The following is a 16,003-nucleotide window of genomic DNA, read 5'->3' as shown; positions in this document are numbered from 1 at the left end:
CTAAACTCCTTGCGATGCAGCCTCACATTCGAATGCCCTGGGCAGCCGACAAGCGCCGGTACCGCCGGGCACGCGAACCGGCGGCGAACTATATCACTGCAACAGCCAAGCTCCCAAGGCCAACGCCCCGCCCGTTAAGCCTGGTTTAAGGTAAAAAGCCACATTTTATGTCGAACCTTGCGCCCCCTCGAACAAAGCATGACGAACTTACGTGAGGGAATTGTTCATTGCCGCTATAATCGCCGCCTTTTCATCGGGCTATACGATTTCTGACATGAGCCAATCCAGCGACCTGATTCAATCGGCACAACGTACCATCCGCCTCGAGCTCGAAGCCGTGCAAGGCTTGCTGCCCCATATCGACGCTGATTTCGTACGCGCCTGCGAGATGATTCTGGCCAGCAAAGGCCGCGTGGTCGTGGTCGGCATGGGCAAGTCCGGGCACATCGGCAACAAGATCGCCGCCACCCTCGCCAGCACCGGCACCACGGCCTTTTTTGTCCATCCGGCCGAAGCCAGCCACGGGGACATGGGCATGATCACCCGGGACGACGTCATCCTGGCCCTGTCCAACTCCGGCTCCACCAATGAGATCATCACGCTGCTGCCGCTGATCAAGCGCCTGGGCATCCAGTTGATCAGCATGACCGGCAACCCGGACTCGCCGCTGGCCAAGGCTGCCGAAGTAAACCTCAATGTCCATGTCGAACACGAAGCCTGCCCGCTGAACCTGGCACCGACCTCCTCCACCACCGCTGCCCTGGTCATGGGCGACGCCCTGGCCGTGGCGCTGCTGGAAGCCCGGGGCTTCACCGCGGAAGATTTCGCCTTTTCCCATCCCGGTGGCGCCCTCGGCCGTCGCCTGCTGCTGAAAGTCGAAAACGTGATGCACGCTGGCCAGGAGTTGCCACAAGTGCTGCGCGGCACGCTGCTCAAGGACGCGCTCATGGAAATGACCCGCAAAGGGCTGGGCATGACGGTGGTCCTGGAGACCGACGGCAAGCTCGCCGGGATCTTCACCGACGGCGACCTGCGCCGCACCCTGGACCGCACCATCGACATCCACAGTGCGACCATCGAGCAAGTCATGACGCCCCACGGCAAGACCGCCCGCGCCGAGATGCTCGCCGCCGAGGCCCTGAAGATCATGGAAGACCACAAGATCAGCGCCCTGGTGGTCGTCGACGACGAAGACCGTCCGGTGGGCGCCCTGAACATGCACGATTTGCTGCGTGCGGGAGTCATGTAAATGAACACAGACCTGTTGCAACGCGGCCAAGCGATCAAGCTGGCGGTTTTCGATGTGGACGGTGTGCTGACCGACGGTCGCCTGTACTTCCTTGAAGACGGCAGCGAGTTCAAGACGTTCAACACCCTCGACGGCCAAGGCATCAAGATGTTGATGGCCGCCGGCGTGCAGACCGCTATCATCAGCGGCCGCAAGACCCCGGTGGTCGAGCGGCGCGCGAAGAACCTCGGCATCCCGCACCTTTACCAGGGGCGCGAAGACAAACTGGTGGTGCTGGACGAGCTTCTGGGTCAACTCAACCTAAGCTATGAACAGGTGGCCTACCTCGGTGACGACCTGCCAGACCTGCCGGTGATTCGCCGGGTCGGCCTGGGCATGGCCGTCGCCAACGCGGCCAGCTTCGTCCGCGAGCACGCCCACGGCGTCACCACGGCGCGAGGCGGCGAAGGTGCGGCCCGCGAATTCTGTGAACTGATCCTGCGCGCCCAGGGCCGCCTCGAAGCGGCCAACGCCGCGTACCTGTGAGCCATTTATGCTGAGCAAGAAGATTCGCACCCTCGTGGTGTTCGGCTGTATCGCGGCGATCTTTGCTGCGGTGGGCTACTGGAACATCAGCCCCGAACGGTTTCTCGACCGGCCTGCGACCCAGATCGAGGAAAAGATCGACTGGTACGCGACCAACACGCATACCCTGCAGTACCTGCCCGACGGCAAAGTGCAATATGAGATGACGTCCGACAAGGTCGACCACGTAAAGGCCACTGACATTACGCTGGTCACCAAGCCCGACCTGAACATGTTCCGCGGCACCGATTTTCCGTGGCACGTACAGAGTGAGCACGCCGAAGTCAATTCCGGCGGCACCGAAGTGGAACTGATCGACTCGGTACGCATCGCCCGAACCGACGAGAAAAACCGCACGACCATCATCACCAGCACGCGCATGACCGTGTTCCCACAGCAAGAATATGCGCAGACCGAGCAACCCGTTAGAATCGACGGCGCCGGGGGTGTATCGACCGGAACGGGAATGAAAGCGTATTTGAAGGAAAGCAGGATACACCTGCTATCGAACGTAAGAGGACAGTATGAAGCTCGCTAAAACCCTCCCTATTTTGCTCAGTCTGGGCGCAGCACTGGGAAGCGCGAGCGCCTGGGCTCTTCCCGACGACCGCAACCAGCCTATCCGCATCCAGGCCGACGATGCCCAGCTCGATGACAAGAATGGCGTTGCCACCTATAAAGGTGACGTGATCATCACCCAGGGCTCGATGAAGGTCACCGGCAATACCGTGACCATCACCCGCACCCCGTCCGGCGACATCGACGTAGTGACCTCCGTGGGCAACCTGGCCTATTTCGAGCAGATGCAAACCCCAGGCGATACCAAGCCTGTGCAGGGCTACGGGGTCACCATCCAGTACCACGCCTCACAGGATCGCGTCGTCCTGATCGACCGCGCCAAGGTCGTCGACAAGGACAACAACGTGACCCAAGGCGAGAAAATCGTCTACGACACCAACAAGAAGCTCGCCAGCGCCGGTCGCGCCACCGGTAGCAAGGTGACCGAATCGCGTCCGCGGATCGACATGGTGATCCAACCGAAAAAGAAAACCGACGAGCAGAAGGCCCAGTAATGGCAACTCTGAAAGCTCAGCACCTGGCCAAGAGCTACAAGAGCCGTCAAGTCGTGCGTGATGTCAGCCTGTCCATCGACAGCGGCCAGATCGTCGGCCTGCTCGGCCCCAACGGCGCGGGCAAGACCACTTGCTTCTACATGATCGTCGGCCTGGTCCAGGCCGATCAGGGTCGCGTGCTGATCGACGACCTGGATGTCAGCCACCAGCCGATGCACGGCCGGGCGAAGGCCGGTATCGGCTATTTGCCGCAAGAAGCGTCGATCTTCCGCAAACTGTCGGTTGCCGACAACATCATGGCCATTCTCGAGACCCGCAAGGAACTCGACAAGGCCGGTCGTCGCCAGGAGCTGGAAAGCCTGTTGCAGGAATTCCACATCAGCCACATTCGCGACAACCTGGGCATGAGCCTGTCCGGTGGCGAGCGGCGTCGCGTGGAAATCGCCCGCGCCCTGGCCACCGCACCGAAGTTCATCCTGCTCGACGAACCGTTCGCTGGCGTGGACCCCATCTCGGTGGGCGACATCAAGCAGATCATTCATCACCTCAAGGCCAAGGGGATCGGCGTGCTGATCACCGACCACAACGTGCGCGAGACGCTGGACATCTGCGAAACCGCCTACATTGTCAATGACGGCCAGCTGATCGCCGAAGGCGACTCCGCAGCGATCCTGGCCAATGACCTGGTCAAGGAAGTGTATCTGGGCCATGAGTTCCGCCTGTAAGGACAAGTGTCTGGCGACTTGCCGGAGCGTCGTTTAATTTTATTATGGCGACGCTCTAGGCAAACACTTCAGTTTCAGGCATATAATTTGCTTAAGTTTGGCGCTTCGGCGCCCTGTAGTGGATGGCGCATGTGCGCCGGCGAATAAGGTGTTAAGCCCCTGCCATGAAACCATCGCTAGTCTTGAGAATGGGCCAGCAGCTGACGATGACACCGCAGCTGCAACAGGCCATCCGCCTGCTCCAATTGTCGACCCTGGACCTGCAACAGGAAATCCAGGAGGCCCTGGAGTCCAATCCGATGCTCGAACGCCAGGAAGAAGGCGACGACTTCGATAACACCGATCCGCTGGCCGACAACGTCGAGCAGAAGACCAACACCGAAATCCCGGAACCGTCCTACCAGGAAGCCGCCCCGACGGTGGATAACCTCGAGGATGGCGAATGGAACGAACGCATCCCCAACGAGTTGCCCGTGGACACGGCCTGGGAAGACGTCTACCAGACCAGCGCCAGTAACCTGCCGAGCAGCGATGACGACGAGTGGGACTTCACCACCCGCACCTCTGCCGGCGAAAGCCTGCAAAGCCACCTGCTGTGGCAGCTGAACCTGGCGCCGATGTCCGACACCGATCGCCTGATCGCCGTAACCCTGATCGATTGCATCAACAACCAGGGCTACCTGGACGAGACCCTCGACGAAATCCTCGAAGCGTTCGACCCCGAGCTCGACATCGAGCTGGACGAGATCGAAGCCGTCCTTCATCGCATCCAGCAGTTCGAACCGGCCGGCATCGGCGCCCGCAACCTGGGTGAGTGCCTGTTGCTGCAACTGCGCCAGTTGTCCGCCAAGACACCGTGGCTGGCCGAAGCCAAGCGGCTGGTCACCGATTACATCGACCTGCTGGGCGGCCGCGACTACAGTCAACTGATGCGTCGCATGAAGCTCAAGGAAGATGAGCTGCGCCAGGTCATCGAACTGGTGCAGAGCCTCAACCCGCGCCCCGGCTCGCAGATCGAATCCACTGAACCTGAATACGTGGTCCCCGACGTGATCGTGCGCAAGCACAATGATCGCTGGCTGGTGGAGCTCAACCAGGAGTCGGTGCCCAAGCTGCGCGTCAACGCCCAGTACGCCGGCTTCGTCAAGCGCGCCGACACCAGCGCCGACAACACCTTCATGCGCAACCAGTTGCAGGAAGCGCGCTGGTTCATCAAGAGCCTGCAAAGCCGCAACGAAACCCTGATGAAAGTGGCCACCCAGATCGTCGAGCATCAGCGCGGCTTCCTGGAGTACGGCGATGAGGCGATGAAACCGTTGGTCCTGCATGACATTGCCGAGGCAGTGGGCATGCACGAGTCGACGATTTCCCGGGTAACCACCCAGAAATTCATGCATACCCCCCGGGGCATCTATGAATTGAAATACTTTTTCTCCAGCCATGTCAGCACCTCCGAAGGCGGCGAATGCTCGTCCACGGCCATCCGCGCGATCATCAAAAAACTGGTGGCCGCGGAAAATCAGAAAAAGCCGTTGAGTGACAGCAAGATCGCTGGTTTACTGGAGGCACAAGGCATTCAGGTGGCCCGCCGTACCGTCGCCAAGTACCGCGAATCCCTCGGGATCGCGCCTTCGAGCGAACGCAAGCGGTTGATGTAACAAGGCCACGCCACAGCGTTCCAGTGGCAGGCATTTCTGCCTGCCGCTTTATGCACTGGCAACGAAGGAGAAGCTGTATGCAAGTCAACATCAGTGGACACCAACTGGAAGTGACCGAACCCCTGCGCACCTACATCGGCGAAAAACTCGACCGATTGGAGAGGCATTTCGACAAGATCACCAACGTGCAAGTCACGATGAACGTCGAGAAACTGCTGCAGAAAATCGAAGCCACGCTGCATATCCCCGGCGGAGAAGTGGTTGCCAACGCAGAGCACACAGACATGTATGCCGCGATTGACCTGCTGACCGACAAGCTGGATCGCCAACTCAAAAAGCATAAGGAAAAGACCCAGAGCCTCCTCCAGGGCGCAACCGGTCGTTAACCCCCCCAATCCATGATCCGACTAGAAACCATCCTGACCCCCGGCCGTTCCCAAGTGAACGCGCCGGGCGGCAGTAAAAAGAAAGCCCTCGAGCAAATTGCCAACCTGATCCACCGCGAAGTGCCGGATCTGGAAATGCAGGACGTCTTCGAGGCCCTGGTTGCCCGTGAAAAACTCGGTTCCACCGGTTTTGGCAACGGCATCGCCATTCCTCACTGCCGTCTCAAGGGTTGTGCCGCGCCGATCAGCGCGCTGTTGCACCTTGAAACCGCCATAGATTTCGACGCCATCGACGGCGCCCCGGTCGACCTGCTGTTTGTATTGCTGGTACCGGAAGCGGCGACCGATGCGCACCTCGAGCTGCTGCGCCAGATTGCCAGCATGCTGGACCGCAAGGAAGTGCGCGAAAAACTGCGCAGCGCACCGAGCAACGAAGCGTTGTACCAGGTTGTCCTGGACGAGCAGAACGGTCATTAAAAATGCGCATGATCATTGTCAGTGGCCGCTCCGGCTCCGGTAAAAGCACAGCCCTCAACGTGCTTGAGGACAGCGGCTACTATTGCATCGACAACCTGCCCGCCGGCCTGCTGCCGGAACTGGCCGAGCGCGCCCTGATCCACACCGAGCTGGCGCAACCGCTGGTAGCGGTGTCCATCGACGCACGTAACCTGCCAAGCCACCTGTCGCGTTTTCCTGAACTGCTCGAGGAAGTGCGCAACCGGCATATCCAGTGCGACGTGCTGTACCTGGATGCCGATGAAGAAACACTGCTCAAGCGTTTTTCCGAAACCCGCCGGCGCCACCCGCTGAGCAATGCCAACCGTTCCCTGGCCGAAGCCATCGAGGACGAAAGCCAGCTACTGGGGCCGATCGCCGACCTGGCGGACCTTAAGGTCAACACCACGCACCTGAACCTGTATCAGTTGCGCGACACGATCAAGCTGCGCCTGCTCAACCAACCCGAGCCGGGCACGGCGTTCCTGGTGGAGTCGTTCGGTTTCAAACGTGGCATGCCAGTAGACGCCGACCTGGTGTTCGATGTGCGCTGCCTGCCCAATCCTTATTGGAAACCGGAATTGCGCGAGCAGTCCGGGCTCGACCAACCGGTGATCGACTACCTGGCCGCACAACCGGATGTCGAGGAAATGTACCAGGACATCTCCAGCTACCTGCTCAAATGGCTGCCCCGCTTTGCCGCGAGCAACCGCGCCTATGTCACGATCGCCATTGGTTGTACTGGTGGCCATCACCGCTCCGTCTACCTGACCGAACGCCTGGGTCAGCTCCTGCAACAATCCCTGAAGAACGTCCAGGTTCGCCACCGCGACCTCAGCTAAAGGATTCACATCGCGATGCCTGCTCAGGAAATTGAAATCATCAACAAGCTGGGCTTGCATGCCCGAGCGTCGGCCAAGTTCGTCGGCGTCGCGGGCCAGTTCAAGGACACCACCATCAGGGTCGGTCGCACGCCAGAGTCTACGGTCGACGGTAAAAGCATCATGGCGATGATGATGCTCGCCGCCGGCAAGGGCACCAAGATCCACCTGCACACCGAAGGTGATCAGGCGCAGGAAGCGATGGATGCCTTGGTTGACCTGATCAACCGATACTTCGACGAAGGCGAATAACTGACCAAATCCCAAGGCGGATTTATTGTGGCAAGGGAATTCATTGGTGGGAGCAAAGCTTGCTCGCGATGAAGGCGACTCGGTCACTCAGAAAACCGAGGTGCCTGGATCGCGAGCAAGCTTTGCTCCCACAGATTCCCTCGCCACAGATAAATCGCATCACCCTAGATGCCTACCGTTTGTCACGCCAACGCCGTATCCAGCACCATCATCAAACAAAACCCCAGCAACAGCCCCAGGCTCGCCAGTTTCTCGTGACCATTGCGGCGGGATTCGGGAATGACCTCGTGAGTCACCACCAGCAGCATCGCGCCGGCCGCCAACGCCAGACCCAAAGGCAAGAGCATCTCGGCCAGGCTCACCAACCAGGCGCACAGCAGCGCGAACACCGGCTCGACCATCCCTGACGCCGCGCCAATCAGGAACGCCTTGGCCCGCGACATCCCCGCCGTAGCCAGCACCAACGCGATCACCAGCCCTTCGGGTACATCCTGCAAGGCGATGCCCATCGCCAGGCTATCGGCATCCGGCATGCCGCCGCCCGCCGACACCCCCACTGCCATGCCTTCGGGAATGTTGTGGGCGATGATGGCAAACACGAACAGCCAGATCCGCGGCGCAATGATCGGACGTCCTGGCGCCGCGACCAGCCTTTCGGGGCTGGCCGAGACCTTGCGGTCCACCAGGTACAGCCCGAACGCGCCCAATAGAATGCCAAAACTGATGAGGCCGCTGGCCGCCCAAGGCGTCAATCCCAACTGCTCGGCCGCAGCAATGCCCGGCACGATCAGCGAGAACGCCGTGGCCGCAAGCATCACCCCGGCACCAAAACCCAGCAGCGAATCGCTGACGGCCTGGGGCATGCGCCGGATGACCAACACCGGCACGGCCCCCAGCGCGGTGCCCAAGGCGCAGAGCCCGCCACCCTCAAGCGCACGCAGCAGCCTGGGCTCCAGGTCCAGCCATACCAGGCCCTGGGCCGCCAACAACGTCATCCCGGCCAACAGCAACAACGATCCCAAGGCGTAGCGAAACATCCGTCCGCTTCCAATCGCCAGTGTTTGAGTATCCATAGTCAGCCTTGAGTTGTTTTCATGAAGGACTCGAAGCCAGCGCAGCCTGGTAGCGCCGGGCGACCTCAGGCCAGTTGATCACATTGTAGAAGGCGCTGATGTATTCCGGACGACGGTTCTGGTAGCGCAGGTAATAGGCGTGCTCCCAGACGTCCAGGCCAAGAATCGGCGTGTTGCCCTTCATCAGCGGGCTGTCCTGGTTGCCGCTGCTTTCCACCACTAGGGTCTTTTGCGGGGTGACGCTCAACCAGGCCCAGCCGCTGCCGAAACGGGTCAGCGCTGCTTTGGTGAAAGCTTCCTTGAAACGCTCGATACCGCCCAGTTGTGCTTCGATCGCCGCCGCCAGACCACCATCAGGCAGGCCGCCGCCCCGGGGCGTCATCACTTCCCAGAACAACGAATGGTTGGCATGGCCGCCGCCCTGGTTGATCACTGCGGCCTGCAGGCTTGGCGGCAACTGCTCGACACTGGACACCAGTTTTTCGACAGGCCACCCGGCGTATTCGGTGCCGTCCACCGCTGCGTTGAGGTTATTGATGTAGGTCTGGTGATGCTTGGTGTAGTGGATCTCCATGGTTTGCGCATCGATGTGCGGTTCCAGGGCGTCGTAGGCGTAGGGCAATGCAGGCAAGGTAAAAGCCATGTTCAATGAACTCCATGATGAAGAGGGGCATTGCGCTGCCGGGGCGCAGCAGCGTTGCAGTGCAGCAGGCGCTGGGTGCGTGGGTATTCACCGTGCTCGCTGATGAAATTCAGCAGTTCGACATAGGTCTTGTGGCTCTGGCGCAGCGCGGCGGCGCGCAGGGCCGGCGCCAGACGTTCGTCCTGCATGGTCTGCAACAACCGTTGGTGGATCGCACACAAATACTCGGCGCTCTCCTCCGGCTGGTTCAGGCGCAAGTGCAGGTCCGCCAGGTTGTGATGGGAGACGACACACGCGGCCACGGCTTCGTCGGCATCCGCCCAACGCTCGAACAGCACCTGGGCCAGCGCCAGGGCCTGCAGGTAAGCTTCGCGGGCGTCTACCAGCTCGCCCAGCATGAAACAGCGATTGGCCCGTTCGATCGTACGCTTCCAGTGTTCCATGATGAGTCCTCCACACAGGTGTCGGGGTTACACGCCGCCGGCGGTGAGCTTCTCCGGGTCCAGCAGGACTTCGAGTTCGCTGCGTGTCAGGTCGGTGTGCTCCAGGGCGACATCGATGACCGGCCGACCTTGCTGGTAAGCCTTCTTGGCGATTTCAGCGGCCTTCTGGTAACCGATGATGGGATTGAGCGCGGTCACCAGGATCGGGTTGCGCGACAACGCTTCCTTGAGCCGGGCTTCGTTGACCTTGAACGTGGCAATGGCCTTGTCCGCCAGCAAGCGGCTGGCGGTGGACATCAGGGTGATGCTGCTCAGCAGGTTCTGGGCGATGATCGGCAGCATCACGTTCAACTCGAAGTTGCCCGATTGACCGGCGACAGTGATCACCGTGTCGTTGCCGATCACCTGGGCCGCCACCATCGCGGTGGCTTCAGGAATGACCGGGTTGACCTTGCCGGGCATGATCGAGGAGCCCGGCTGCAAGCCTTCGAGCTCGATCTCGCCCAGGCCTGCCAGCGGCCCGGAATTCATCCAGCGCAGGTCGTTGGCGATTTTCATCAACGACACGGCGGTGGTCTTGAGCTGCCCGGAAACCGCTACGGCGGTGTCCTGGGAGCCGATCAGCGCGAACAGATTCTTGCCCGGGGTGAATTGCACCTGGGTCAATTGCGTCAGTTGCTGGCTGAACAGCTCGGCGAAACGTGGATGGGCATTGACCCCGGTGCCGACCGCCGTACCGCCCTGGGCCAGGGATTGCAGGCTCGGCAGCACATCCTGCAGGTGGCCGATATTGGCCTTGAGCTGCTGCGCCCAACCGTCGAGCACCTGGCTCAGGCGCACCGGCATGGCATCCATCAGATGGGTGCGACCCGTTTTGATGAATGGGTGGACCTCTTCGGCCTTGCGCTCGATCACCTGCACCAGGTGCAACAGCGCCGGCAGCAGTTGCTCATGCAAGGCCAAGGCAGCGCTGACATGAATGCTGGTGGGGATGATGTCGTTGCTGCTCTGGCCGCAATTGACGTGGTCGTTCGGGTTGACCGTCTCTCCCAGCAGGCGGCTGGCGAGAGTGGCGATCACTTCGTTGGCGTTCATGTTGGAGCTGGTGCCGGAGCCGGTCTGGAAAATATCCACCGGAAAATGGTCCATGAAACGGCCTTCGAGCAGCCCCAGTGACGCATCGACGATGGCCTTGCCTTGGGCCGCGCTGATTTGTTCCAGTTCTACGTTGGCCCGGGCGGCGGCGGCCTTGGCCAGGATCAGGGCGCGAATGAACTGCGCCGGCATACGCTGGCCGCTGACCGGGAAGTTATCCACGGCACGCTGGGTCTGGGCGCCATAGAGGGCATCCACCGGGACTTGCAGCTCGCCCATGCTGTCGCGTTCGATACGGGTATTACTCATCGGGAGATCCTTGCACCAGTTCAATAAGAGAAATCGACGGCTCCAGGGCGCAGGTCGCCAGCGCCCAGGCATGGCTCTGCCAGCGCTTGAGGCGGCAGCGGCACAGTGACTGTTGTTCGAGGTCGCGCAGTGGGCGCCAGGCCTGGTCGAGGCAGAGATTGCGCCAATGCCAGGGCAGCGCGACATCCGAGGCGGTGTCGAGCAGCAGCCGGAACGCGGTCTCGGCGATCATCCAGGGCGAAGTGGCGGTGCAGCCGGCCAGATAGCGGCCCTCGGCCAGGTAGTGCTCGATCAGCCGCGGCTCGTCCGGGTTCATCGCGCAACGGATCTGGCGGCTCATCCAGCGCCAGCTTTCAAGGTAGGGTTGTTCGTGCAGGGCAGAACTCATGACCGGGGCTCACTCGGCGAATGAGATTCATTATTAGATGATAATAAGAAGCAACACAAGCCTGATGAAGATCACATTGTGGCGAGGGGATTTATCCCCGCTGGGGTGCGAAGCAGCCCTCGACAATCAACAAGACACAACGCGGGGTCAGGTTTTTGGGGGCGCTTCGCACCCCAGCGGGGATAAATCCCCTCGCCACAAAGATTCTGTCGGTACAAAAAAGGCGCGTCACCCCAGTGGATGACGCGCCTTTTTTACGCGGTGAGCGTTAGCTACCCGCCACCGTCATCCGCTCGATCAACACCGAGCCGGTGCGGATGTTGCTGCGCAGTTCCAGGTCGTTGCCCACGGCCACGATCTGCTTGAACATGTCGCGCATGTTCCCGGCGATGGTCACTTCCTGGACCGGGAACTGGATCTCGCCGTTCTCGACCCAGAAACCCGCCGCGCCACGGGAATAGTCACCGGTGACCATGTTCAGGCCGTGGCCCATCAGTTCGGTCACCAGCAGGCCCCGGCCCATGCGCCGCAGCAAGGCCGCCTGGTCTTCTTCGCCATGGGTCACGAACAGGTTATGCACGCCACCGGCATTGGCGGTGCTCGGCATGCCGAGCTTGCGGCCCGAATAGGTGCCGAGGATGTAGGACACCAACTCGCCATTTTCCACGAACGGCTTGGCGTAGGTGGCCAGGCCGTCGCCGTCGAACGCCGAGCTGCCCATGGCCTGCATCAGGTGCGGACGCTCGTCGATGGTCATCCATTGCGGGAACAGTTTCTGGCCCAGCGCGCCCTCGAGGAACGACGACTTGCGGTACAGGTTGCCGCCGGACACCGCCGACAGGAAGCTGCCAAACAGGCCGCCGGCCAGCTCGGCCGAAAACAGCACCGGCACTTCGCAGGTCGGCACCGGTCGCGCGCCCAGGCGGCTGGCCGCCCGTTGCGCGGCTTTCTGGCCGATGCTCACCGGGTCTGCCAACAAGGTGCCCTGGCGGCTCACGTCGTACCAGTAATCACGCTGCATCTGGCCGTTGGCCTCGGCGATCATCACGCAACTCAGACTGTGGCGGGTCGATGCATAACCACCGATGAAACCGTGGCTGTTGCCGTAGACCCGGCAGCCCTGGTGGGTATTGAGCGTCGTGCCGTCGGCGTTCTTGATCCGGCTGTCGGCCTCGAATGCCGCCGCTTCGCAACGCAGTGCCTGTTCGATGGCCTGCTCGGGGGTGATGTCCCAGGCGTGGAAGAGGTCGAAGTCGCGCAGCTCCTTGCACATCAGCGCAGCATCGGCCAGGCCCGAGGCTTCGTCTTCGGAGGTGTGCTGGGCAATCGCCAGTGCCGCGGCGACGGTTTCGCGAATGGCCTCCGGGCCGCTGGCCGAAGTGCTGGCCGAGCCCTTGCGCTGGCCCACGTACAAGGTGATGCCAAAGCCCTGGTCGCGATTGAATTCGACGGTTTCCACCTCGCGCTGGCGCACCGACGTCGACAGGCCCTGCTCCAGCGATACCGCCACTTCACAGGCAGTGGCGCCCTGGCGCTTGGCTTCGGCGAGGATCTGCTCGACTTGTTCCTGCAGTGCCGGCAATGCTTGCGGGCCGACGCTTTGAACTGCACTCATGGTGTTCTCCACTCAAATTCTTCTTTCGGTGATGGCCTTCGAGCGACCGGGCCGGACAAGCGGCCCCCGACTGGTTATCATGGCGGCGTTTCTTTGCGGACTGCCACCATGGTTGATTCTTACGACGACTCCCTCTACGAGGGTGAAAAAAGCAAATCCCAGGTCAAACGCGAGCTGCATGCTCTGGTTGACCTCGGCGAGCGCCTGACAACACTCAAGCCTGACTTGCTGGCCAAACTGCCTTTGACCGACGCCTTGCGCCGGGCCCTGGCCGATGCGCCCAAGCACACCGCGAATATCGCGCGTAAACGGCACCTGCAATTCATCGGCAAACTGATGCGCGATCAGGACACTGACGCCATCCTGGTGCTGCTCGATCAACTCGATGCCTCCACCCGGCAGTACAACGAACGTTTCCACAACCTGGAGCGCTGGCGCGATCGCTTGATCGCAGGCGACGACGGCACCCTGGAAAAATTCGTCATCGACTACCCGGAGGCTGACCGTCAGCAATTGCGCTCCCTGATCCGTCAGGCCCAGCACGAACTGGCGCAGAACAAGCCACCGGCCTCGAGCCGTAAAATCTTCAAGTACATCCGTGAGCTGGACGAAACCCAACGCGGCCTGCGCTGAGTTTCACCCGGCCCTGTAGGAGCTGCCGCAGGCTGCGATCTTTTGATCTTTCGCTTGAGACTCAAGTGTCTGGGGAAAGATCGCAGCCTCGTTGCACTCGACAGCTCCTACACAGCTCCTACACGAATCGTGTACATCCTTAAGCGCCCGTGCCACCCACGGTAATCGCATCGATCTTCAGGGTCGGCTGGCCGACGCCCACCGGCACCGATTGCCCGTCCTTGCCGCACGTGCCCACACCGCTGTCCAGCGCCAGGTCGTTACCGACCATCGACACCTTGCTCATCGCCTCCGGCCCGTTGCCGATCAGGGTCGCACCCTTGACCGGTGCGGTGATCTTGCCGTCTTCGATCAGGTAGGCCTCGCTGGTGGAGAACACGAACTTGCCGCTGGTGATGTCCACCTGGCCACCACCGAGGTTGGCGCAATAGATGCCTTTTTTCACCGAGGCGATGATTTCCGCCGGATCGCTTTGACCACCGAGCATGTAGGTGTTGGTCATGCGCGGCATCGGCAGGTGCGCGTAGGATTCACGGCGACCGTTGCCCGTGCGGGCCACGCCCATCAACCGGGCGTTGAGCTTGTCCTGCATGTAGCCCTTGAGCACGCCGTTCTCGATCAGCGTGGTGCATTCGGTCGGGGTGCCTTCATCGTCGACGCTCAGGGAGCCACGACGCCCGGCCAGGGTGCCGTCATCGACAATGGTGCAGAGTTTCGAGGCGACCATTTCCCCCATGCGCCCGCTGTAGGCCGAACTGCCCTTGCGGTTGAAATCGCCTTCCAGGCCGTGTCCCACCGCTTCGTGCAACAGCACGCCGGACCAACCGGACCCCAGCACCACCGGCAACGTACCTGCCGGGGCCGGAATGGCCTCCAAGTTGACCAGCGCCTGGCGCAGCGCTTCGCGGGCGTAGCCCATGGCGCGGTCTTCGCTGAGGAAATAACGGTAGTCGGTGCGCCCGCCGCCGCCATGGCCGCCGCGCTCACGGCGACCGTTCTGCTCGACGATCACACTGACGTTGAACCGCACCAGCGGCCGCACGTCCGCCGCCAGGCCGCCGTCGGTGGAAGCCACCAGGATCCGTTCCCAGACCCCGGCCATGCTGACCGACACTTGCTGGATGCGCGGGTCGAGGGCACGGGTGGCGACGTCGATGCGCTTGAGCAGCTCGACTTTTTCGGCGCGGCTCATGACTTCAAGGGGGTTATCCGGCGCATACAACTGCGCCACGTCCTGGCTGCTGAACGCCTGGACCGTGCCGTTCTGCCCGGCGCGGGAGATCGAGCGGGCCGCACGGGCAGCAGCGCCGAGGGCTTCGAGGGTGATGGCGTTGCTGTAGGCAAAACCGGTCTTTTCCCCGGACTGGGCGCGCACGCCTACGCCCTGGTCAAGGTTGAAACTGCCTTCCTTGACGATGCCGTCTTCCAGCGACCAGGACTCGGAGATCTGCCCCTGGAAATACAGGTCGGCCGCATCGATGCCCGGGCCGGCCAGGTCGCCCAGCACGCCTTGCAGGCTTTCGAGGGTCACGCCGCCGGGGGCTAGAAGGTGTTCACTGACTGAGGACAACAACCCGCTCATATGATTTACGCCTTGAATTCGTCGTCTTGGACAGGCCGCTGTCGAGCGCCCTGCGAGAAAAAGCGCCGATGGCTGGCCACCGGCATGCGCGCCCGGATGGACGCCTGTTCACTGCTGTCGCGCTCGGCCAGCAGCACGGCCTCGCCTTGATCCTGTTGTGCCAGCACACGGCCCCAGGGGTCGACAATCGCGGCATGGCCAAAGGTTTCCCGCGGCCCCGGATGCACGCCGCCCTGGGCGGCCGCCAGCACATAGCACTGGGTCTCGATGGCCCGGGCACGGATCAGCACCTCCCAATGGGCCGCGCCGGTCACCGCGGTAAACGCCGACGGCGCCGTGATCAGTTCGGCCCCGGCAGCCCGCAACTCGCTGAAGAGCTCCGGAAACCGCAAGTCATAACAGACCGTCAGGCCCACCCGGCCCACGGGGGTAGCGGCAACCACCACGTTAGCGCCATAAGCATAGTCATCCGACTCGCGATAGCGCCCGCGATTGTCCGCCACATCCACATCGAACAGATGCAACTTGTCGTAGCGCGCGACGATCTGGCCCTGATCGTCGACCAGCAACGAACAGGCATGGGACCTGGCCTCGGGCTGGTCCACTGGCGGCAACGGCAACGTGCCGGCCACAATCCATAACTTGAGGTCTCGGGCGGTCTGTTTCAACCAGGGCAGGATCGGTCCCTGACCAAAGGCTTCGGCACGACCGATATCGGCAATGTCCCGCCGGCCCATCGCCGCGAAATTCTCCGGCAGCACCGCCAGCCTTGCACCGCCTGCGGCAGCCTGCTCCAGCAGCACACGGGCACGGGCCAGGTTGGCGAGCACATCGCTTTGGCTGACCATTTGAATCACTGCGACTGGCATGGAGCTTCCCTCTTTTTTATCCTCGTCCAAGGCGGCTGTGGGAGCAAAGCTTGCTCGCGATGAGGCAGGT

The 16,003-nt window shown here is 61.8% G+C and carries 19 protein-coding genes; 11 read left to right on the top strand and 8 right to left on the bottom strand.

Translation table 11 applies throughout. From position 1 onward, the window contains the following. The first annotated feature begins 274 nt into the window (after positions 1 to 274). The 10 genes from B0E42_RS14600 (at position 275) to B0E42_RS14555 (ending at position 7,283) form a co-directional block, all read left to right on the top strand. On the top strand, positions 275 to 1,249 hold the full coding sequence (locus B0E42_RS14600; protein ID WP_018614011.1) for a KpsF/GutQ family sugar-phosphate isomerase: 975 nt from the start codon (positions 275 to 277) through the stop codon (positions 1,247 to 1,249). Beyond that, a complete protein-coding gene (locus B0E42_RS14595; RefSeq protein ID WP_014336638.1) occupies positions 1,250 to 1,774 on the top strand; it encodes an HAD family hydrolase in 525 nt (174 codons plus the stop codon). Positions 1,775 to 1,781: 7 nt separating this feature from the next. Then, positions 1,782 to 2,351, top strand: coding sequence for an LPS export ABC transporter periplasmic protein LptC (gene lptC / locus B0E42_RS14590; RefSeq protein ID WP_018614008.1), 570 nt, complete (start codon positions 1,782 to 1,784; stop codon positions 2,349 to 2,351). Then, entirely contained in the window at positions 2,338 to 2,886 is a 549-nt protein-coding gene (gene lptA / locus B0E42_RS14585) for a lipopolysaccharide transport periplasmic protein LptA (RefSeq protein WP_077506708.1), read from the top strand. The genes lptC and lptA overlap by 14 nt, the downstream gene beginning before the upstream one ends. Next, entirely contained in the window at positions 2,886 to 3,611 is a 726-nt protein-coding gene (gene lptB / locus B0E42_RS14580) for an LPS export ABC transporter ATP-binding protein (protein WP_018614004.1), read from the top strand. Before lptA ends, lptB begins: the two co-directional genes overlap by 1 nt. 164 nt (positions 3,612 to 3,775) lie before the next feature. Next, positions 3,776 to 5,269, top strand: a complete 1,494-nt coding sequence (locus B0E42_RS14575; RefSeq protein WP_018614003.1) for an RNA polymerase factor sigma-54 — start codon at positions 3,776 to 3,778, stop codon at positions 5,267 to 5,269. A gap of 77 nt (positions 5,270 to 5,346) precedes the next feature. Then, on the top strand, positions 5,347 to 5,655 hold the full coding sequence (gene hpf, locus B0E42_RS14570; protein ID WP_003178005.1) for a ribosome hibernation-promoting factor, HPF/YfiA family: 309 nt from the start codon (positions 5,347 to 5,349) through the stop codon (positions 5,653 to 5,655). Positions 5,656 to 5,667: 12 nt separating this feature from the next. Further along, positions 5,668 to 6,132 (top strand): PTS IIA-like nitrogen regulatory protein PtsN, encoded by a 465-nt coding sequence (gene ptsN, locus B0E42_RS14565; RefSeq protein WP_018613999.1) that lies wholly within the window; start codon positions 5,668 to 5,670, stop codon positions 6,130 to 6,132. A 2-nt stretch (positions 6,133 to 6,134) separates the two neighbouring features. After that, positions 6,135 to 6,992 carry an RNase adapter RapZ gene (gene rapZ / locus B0E42_RS14560; protein ID WP_024618945.1) on the top strand — a complete coding sequence of 286 codons (858 nt, stop codon included), beginning with the start codon at positions 6,135 to 6,137 and terminating at the stop codon, positions 6,990 to 6,992. A 15-nt stretch (positions 6,993 to 7,007) separates the two neighbouring features. Beyond that, the gene (locus B0E42_RS14555; RefSeq protein WP_018613996.1) at positions 7,008 to 7,283 is read left to right on the top strand and encodes an HPr family phosphocarrier protein; all 276 of its coding nucleotides are present in this window, start codon (positions 7,008 to 7,010) and stop codon (positions 7,281 to 7,283) included. 182 nt (positions 7,284 to 7,465) lie between these two features. On the opposite strand, the gene B0E42_RS14550 is transcribed toward B0E42_RS14555, so the two are convergent. The 6 genes from B0E42_RS14550 to pmbA form a co-directional block, all read right to left on the bottom strand. Further along, a complete protein-coding gene (locus B0E42_RS14550) occupies positions 7,466 to 8,356 on the bottom strand; it encodes a ZIP family metal transporter (protein ID WP_053178217.1) in 891 nt (296 codons plus the stop codon). 19 nt (positions 8,357 to 8,375) lie between these two features. Next, entirely contained in the window at positions 8,376 to 8,999 is a 624-nt protein-coding gene (locus B0E42_RS14545) for a superoxide dismutase (protein ID WP_018613993.1), read from the bottom strand. A gap of 2 nt (positions 9,000 to 9,001) precedes the next feature. After that, positions 9,002 to 9,442: a hypothetical protein gene (locus B0E42_RS14540; protein WP_053178215.1), complete on the bottom strand. Its 441-nt coding sequence runs from the start codon at positions 9,440 to 9,442 to the stop codon at positions 9,002 to 9,004. 27 nt (positions 9,443 to 9,469) lie between these two features. After that, complete coding sequence (locus B0E42_RS14535; protein ID WP_018613988.1) at positions 9,470 to 10,846, bottom strand: aspartate ammonia-lyase; 1,377 nt, start codon at positions 10,844 to 10,846, stop codon at positions 9,470 to 9,472. Then, entirely contained in the window at positions 10,839 to 11,234 is a 396-nt protein-coding gene (locus tag B0E42_RS14530) for a hypothetical protein (RefSeq protein ID WP_018613986.1), read from the bottom strand. Before B0E42_RS14530 ends, B0E42_RS14535 begins: the two co-directional genes overlap by 8 nt. A gap of 268 nt (positions 11,235 to 11,502) precedes the next feature. After that, complete coding sequence (gene pmbA, locus B0E42_RS14525; RefSeq protein WP_024618949.1) at positions 11,503 to 12,849, bottom strand: metalloprotease PmbA; 1,347 nt, start codon at positions 12,847 to 12,849, stop codon at positions 11,503 to 11,505. A 108-nt stretch (positions 12,850 to 12,957) separates the two neighbouring features. Between pmbA and yjgA the strand changes: the two genes are divergently transcribed. After that, positions 12,958 to 13,482 (top strand): ribosome biogenesis factor YjgA, encoded by a 525-nt coding sequence (yjgA, locus tag B0E42_RS14520; protein WP_014336624.1) that lies wholly within the window; start codon positions 12,958 to 12,960, stop codon positions 13,480 to 13,482. Positions 13,483 to 13,621: 139 nt separating this feature from the next. On the opposite strand, the gene tldD is transcribed toward yjgA, so the two are convergent. Further along, a complete protein-coding gene (gene tldD / locus B0E42_RS14515) occupies positions 13,622 to 15,064 on the bottom strand; it encodes a metalloprotease TldD (protein ID WP_003197828.1) in 1,443 nt (480 codons plus the stop codon). A gap of 5 nt (positions 15,065 to 15,069) precedes the next feature. After that, positions 15,070 to 15,933 carry a carbon-nitrogen hydrolase family protein gene (locus B0E42_RS14510; RefSeq protein ID WP_077506707.1) on the bottom strand — a complete coding sequence of 288 codons (864 nt, stop codon included), beginning with the start codon at positions 15,931 to 15,933 and terminating at the stop codon, positions 15,070 to 15,072. Between the last annotated feature and the right edge of the window lie 70 nt (positions 15,934 to 16,003).

Source organism: Pseudomonas sp. A25(2017) (genome assembly GCF_002001065.1).
In the GTDB taxonomy this organism is placed as follows: domain Bacteria; phylum Pseudomonadota; class Gammaproteobacteria; order Pseudomonadales; family Pseudomonadaceae; genus Aquipseudomonas; species Aquipseudomonas kilonensis.
Note: the sequence above shows the minus strand (reverse complement) of the source record. Positions and strands in the feature narration are given on the sequence as shown.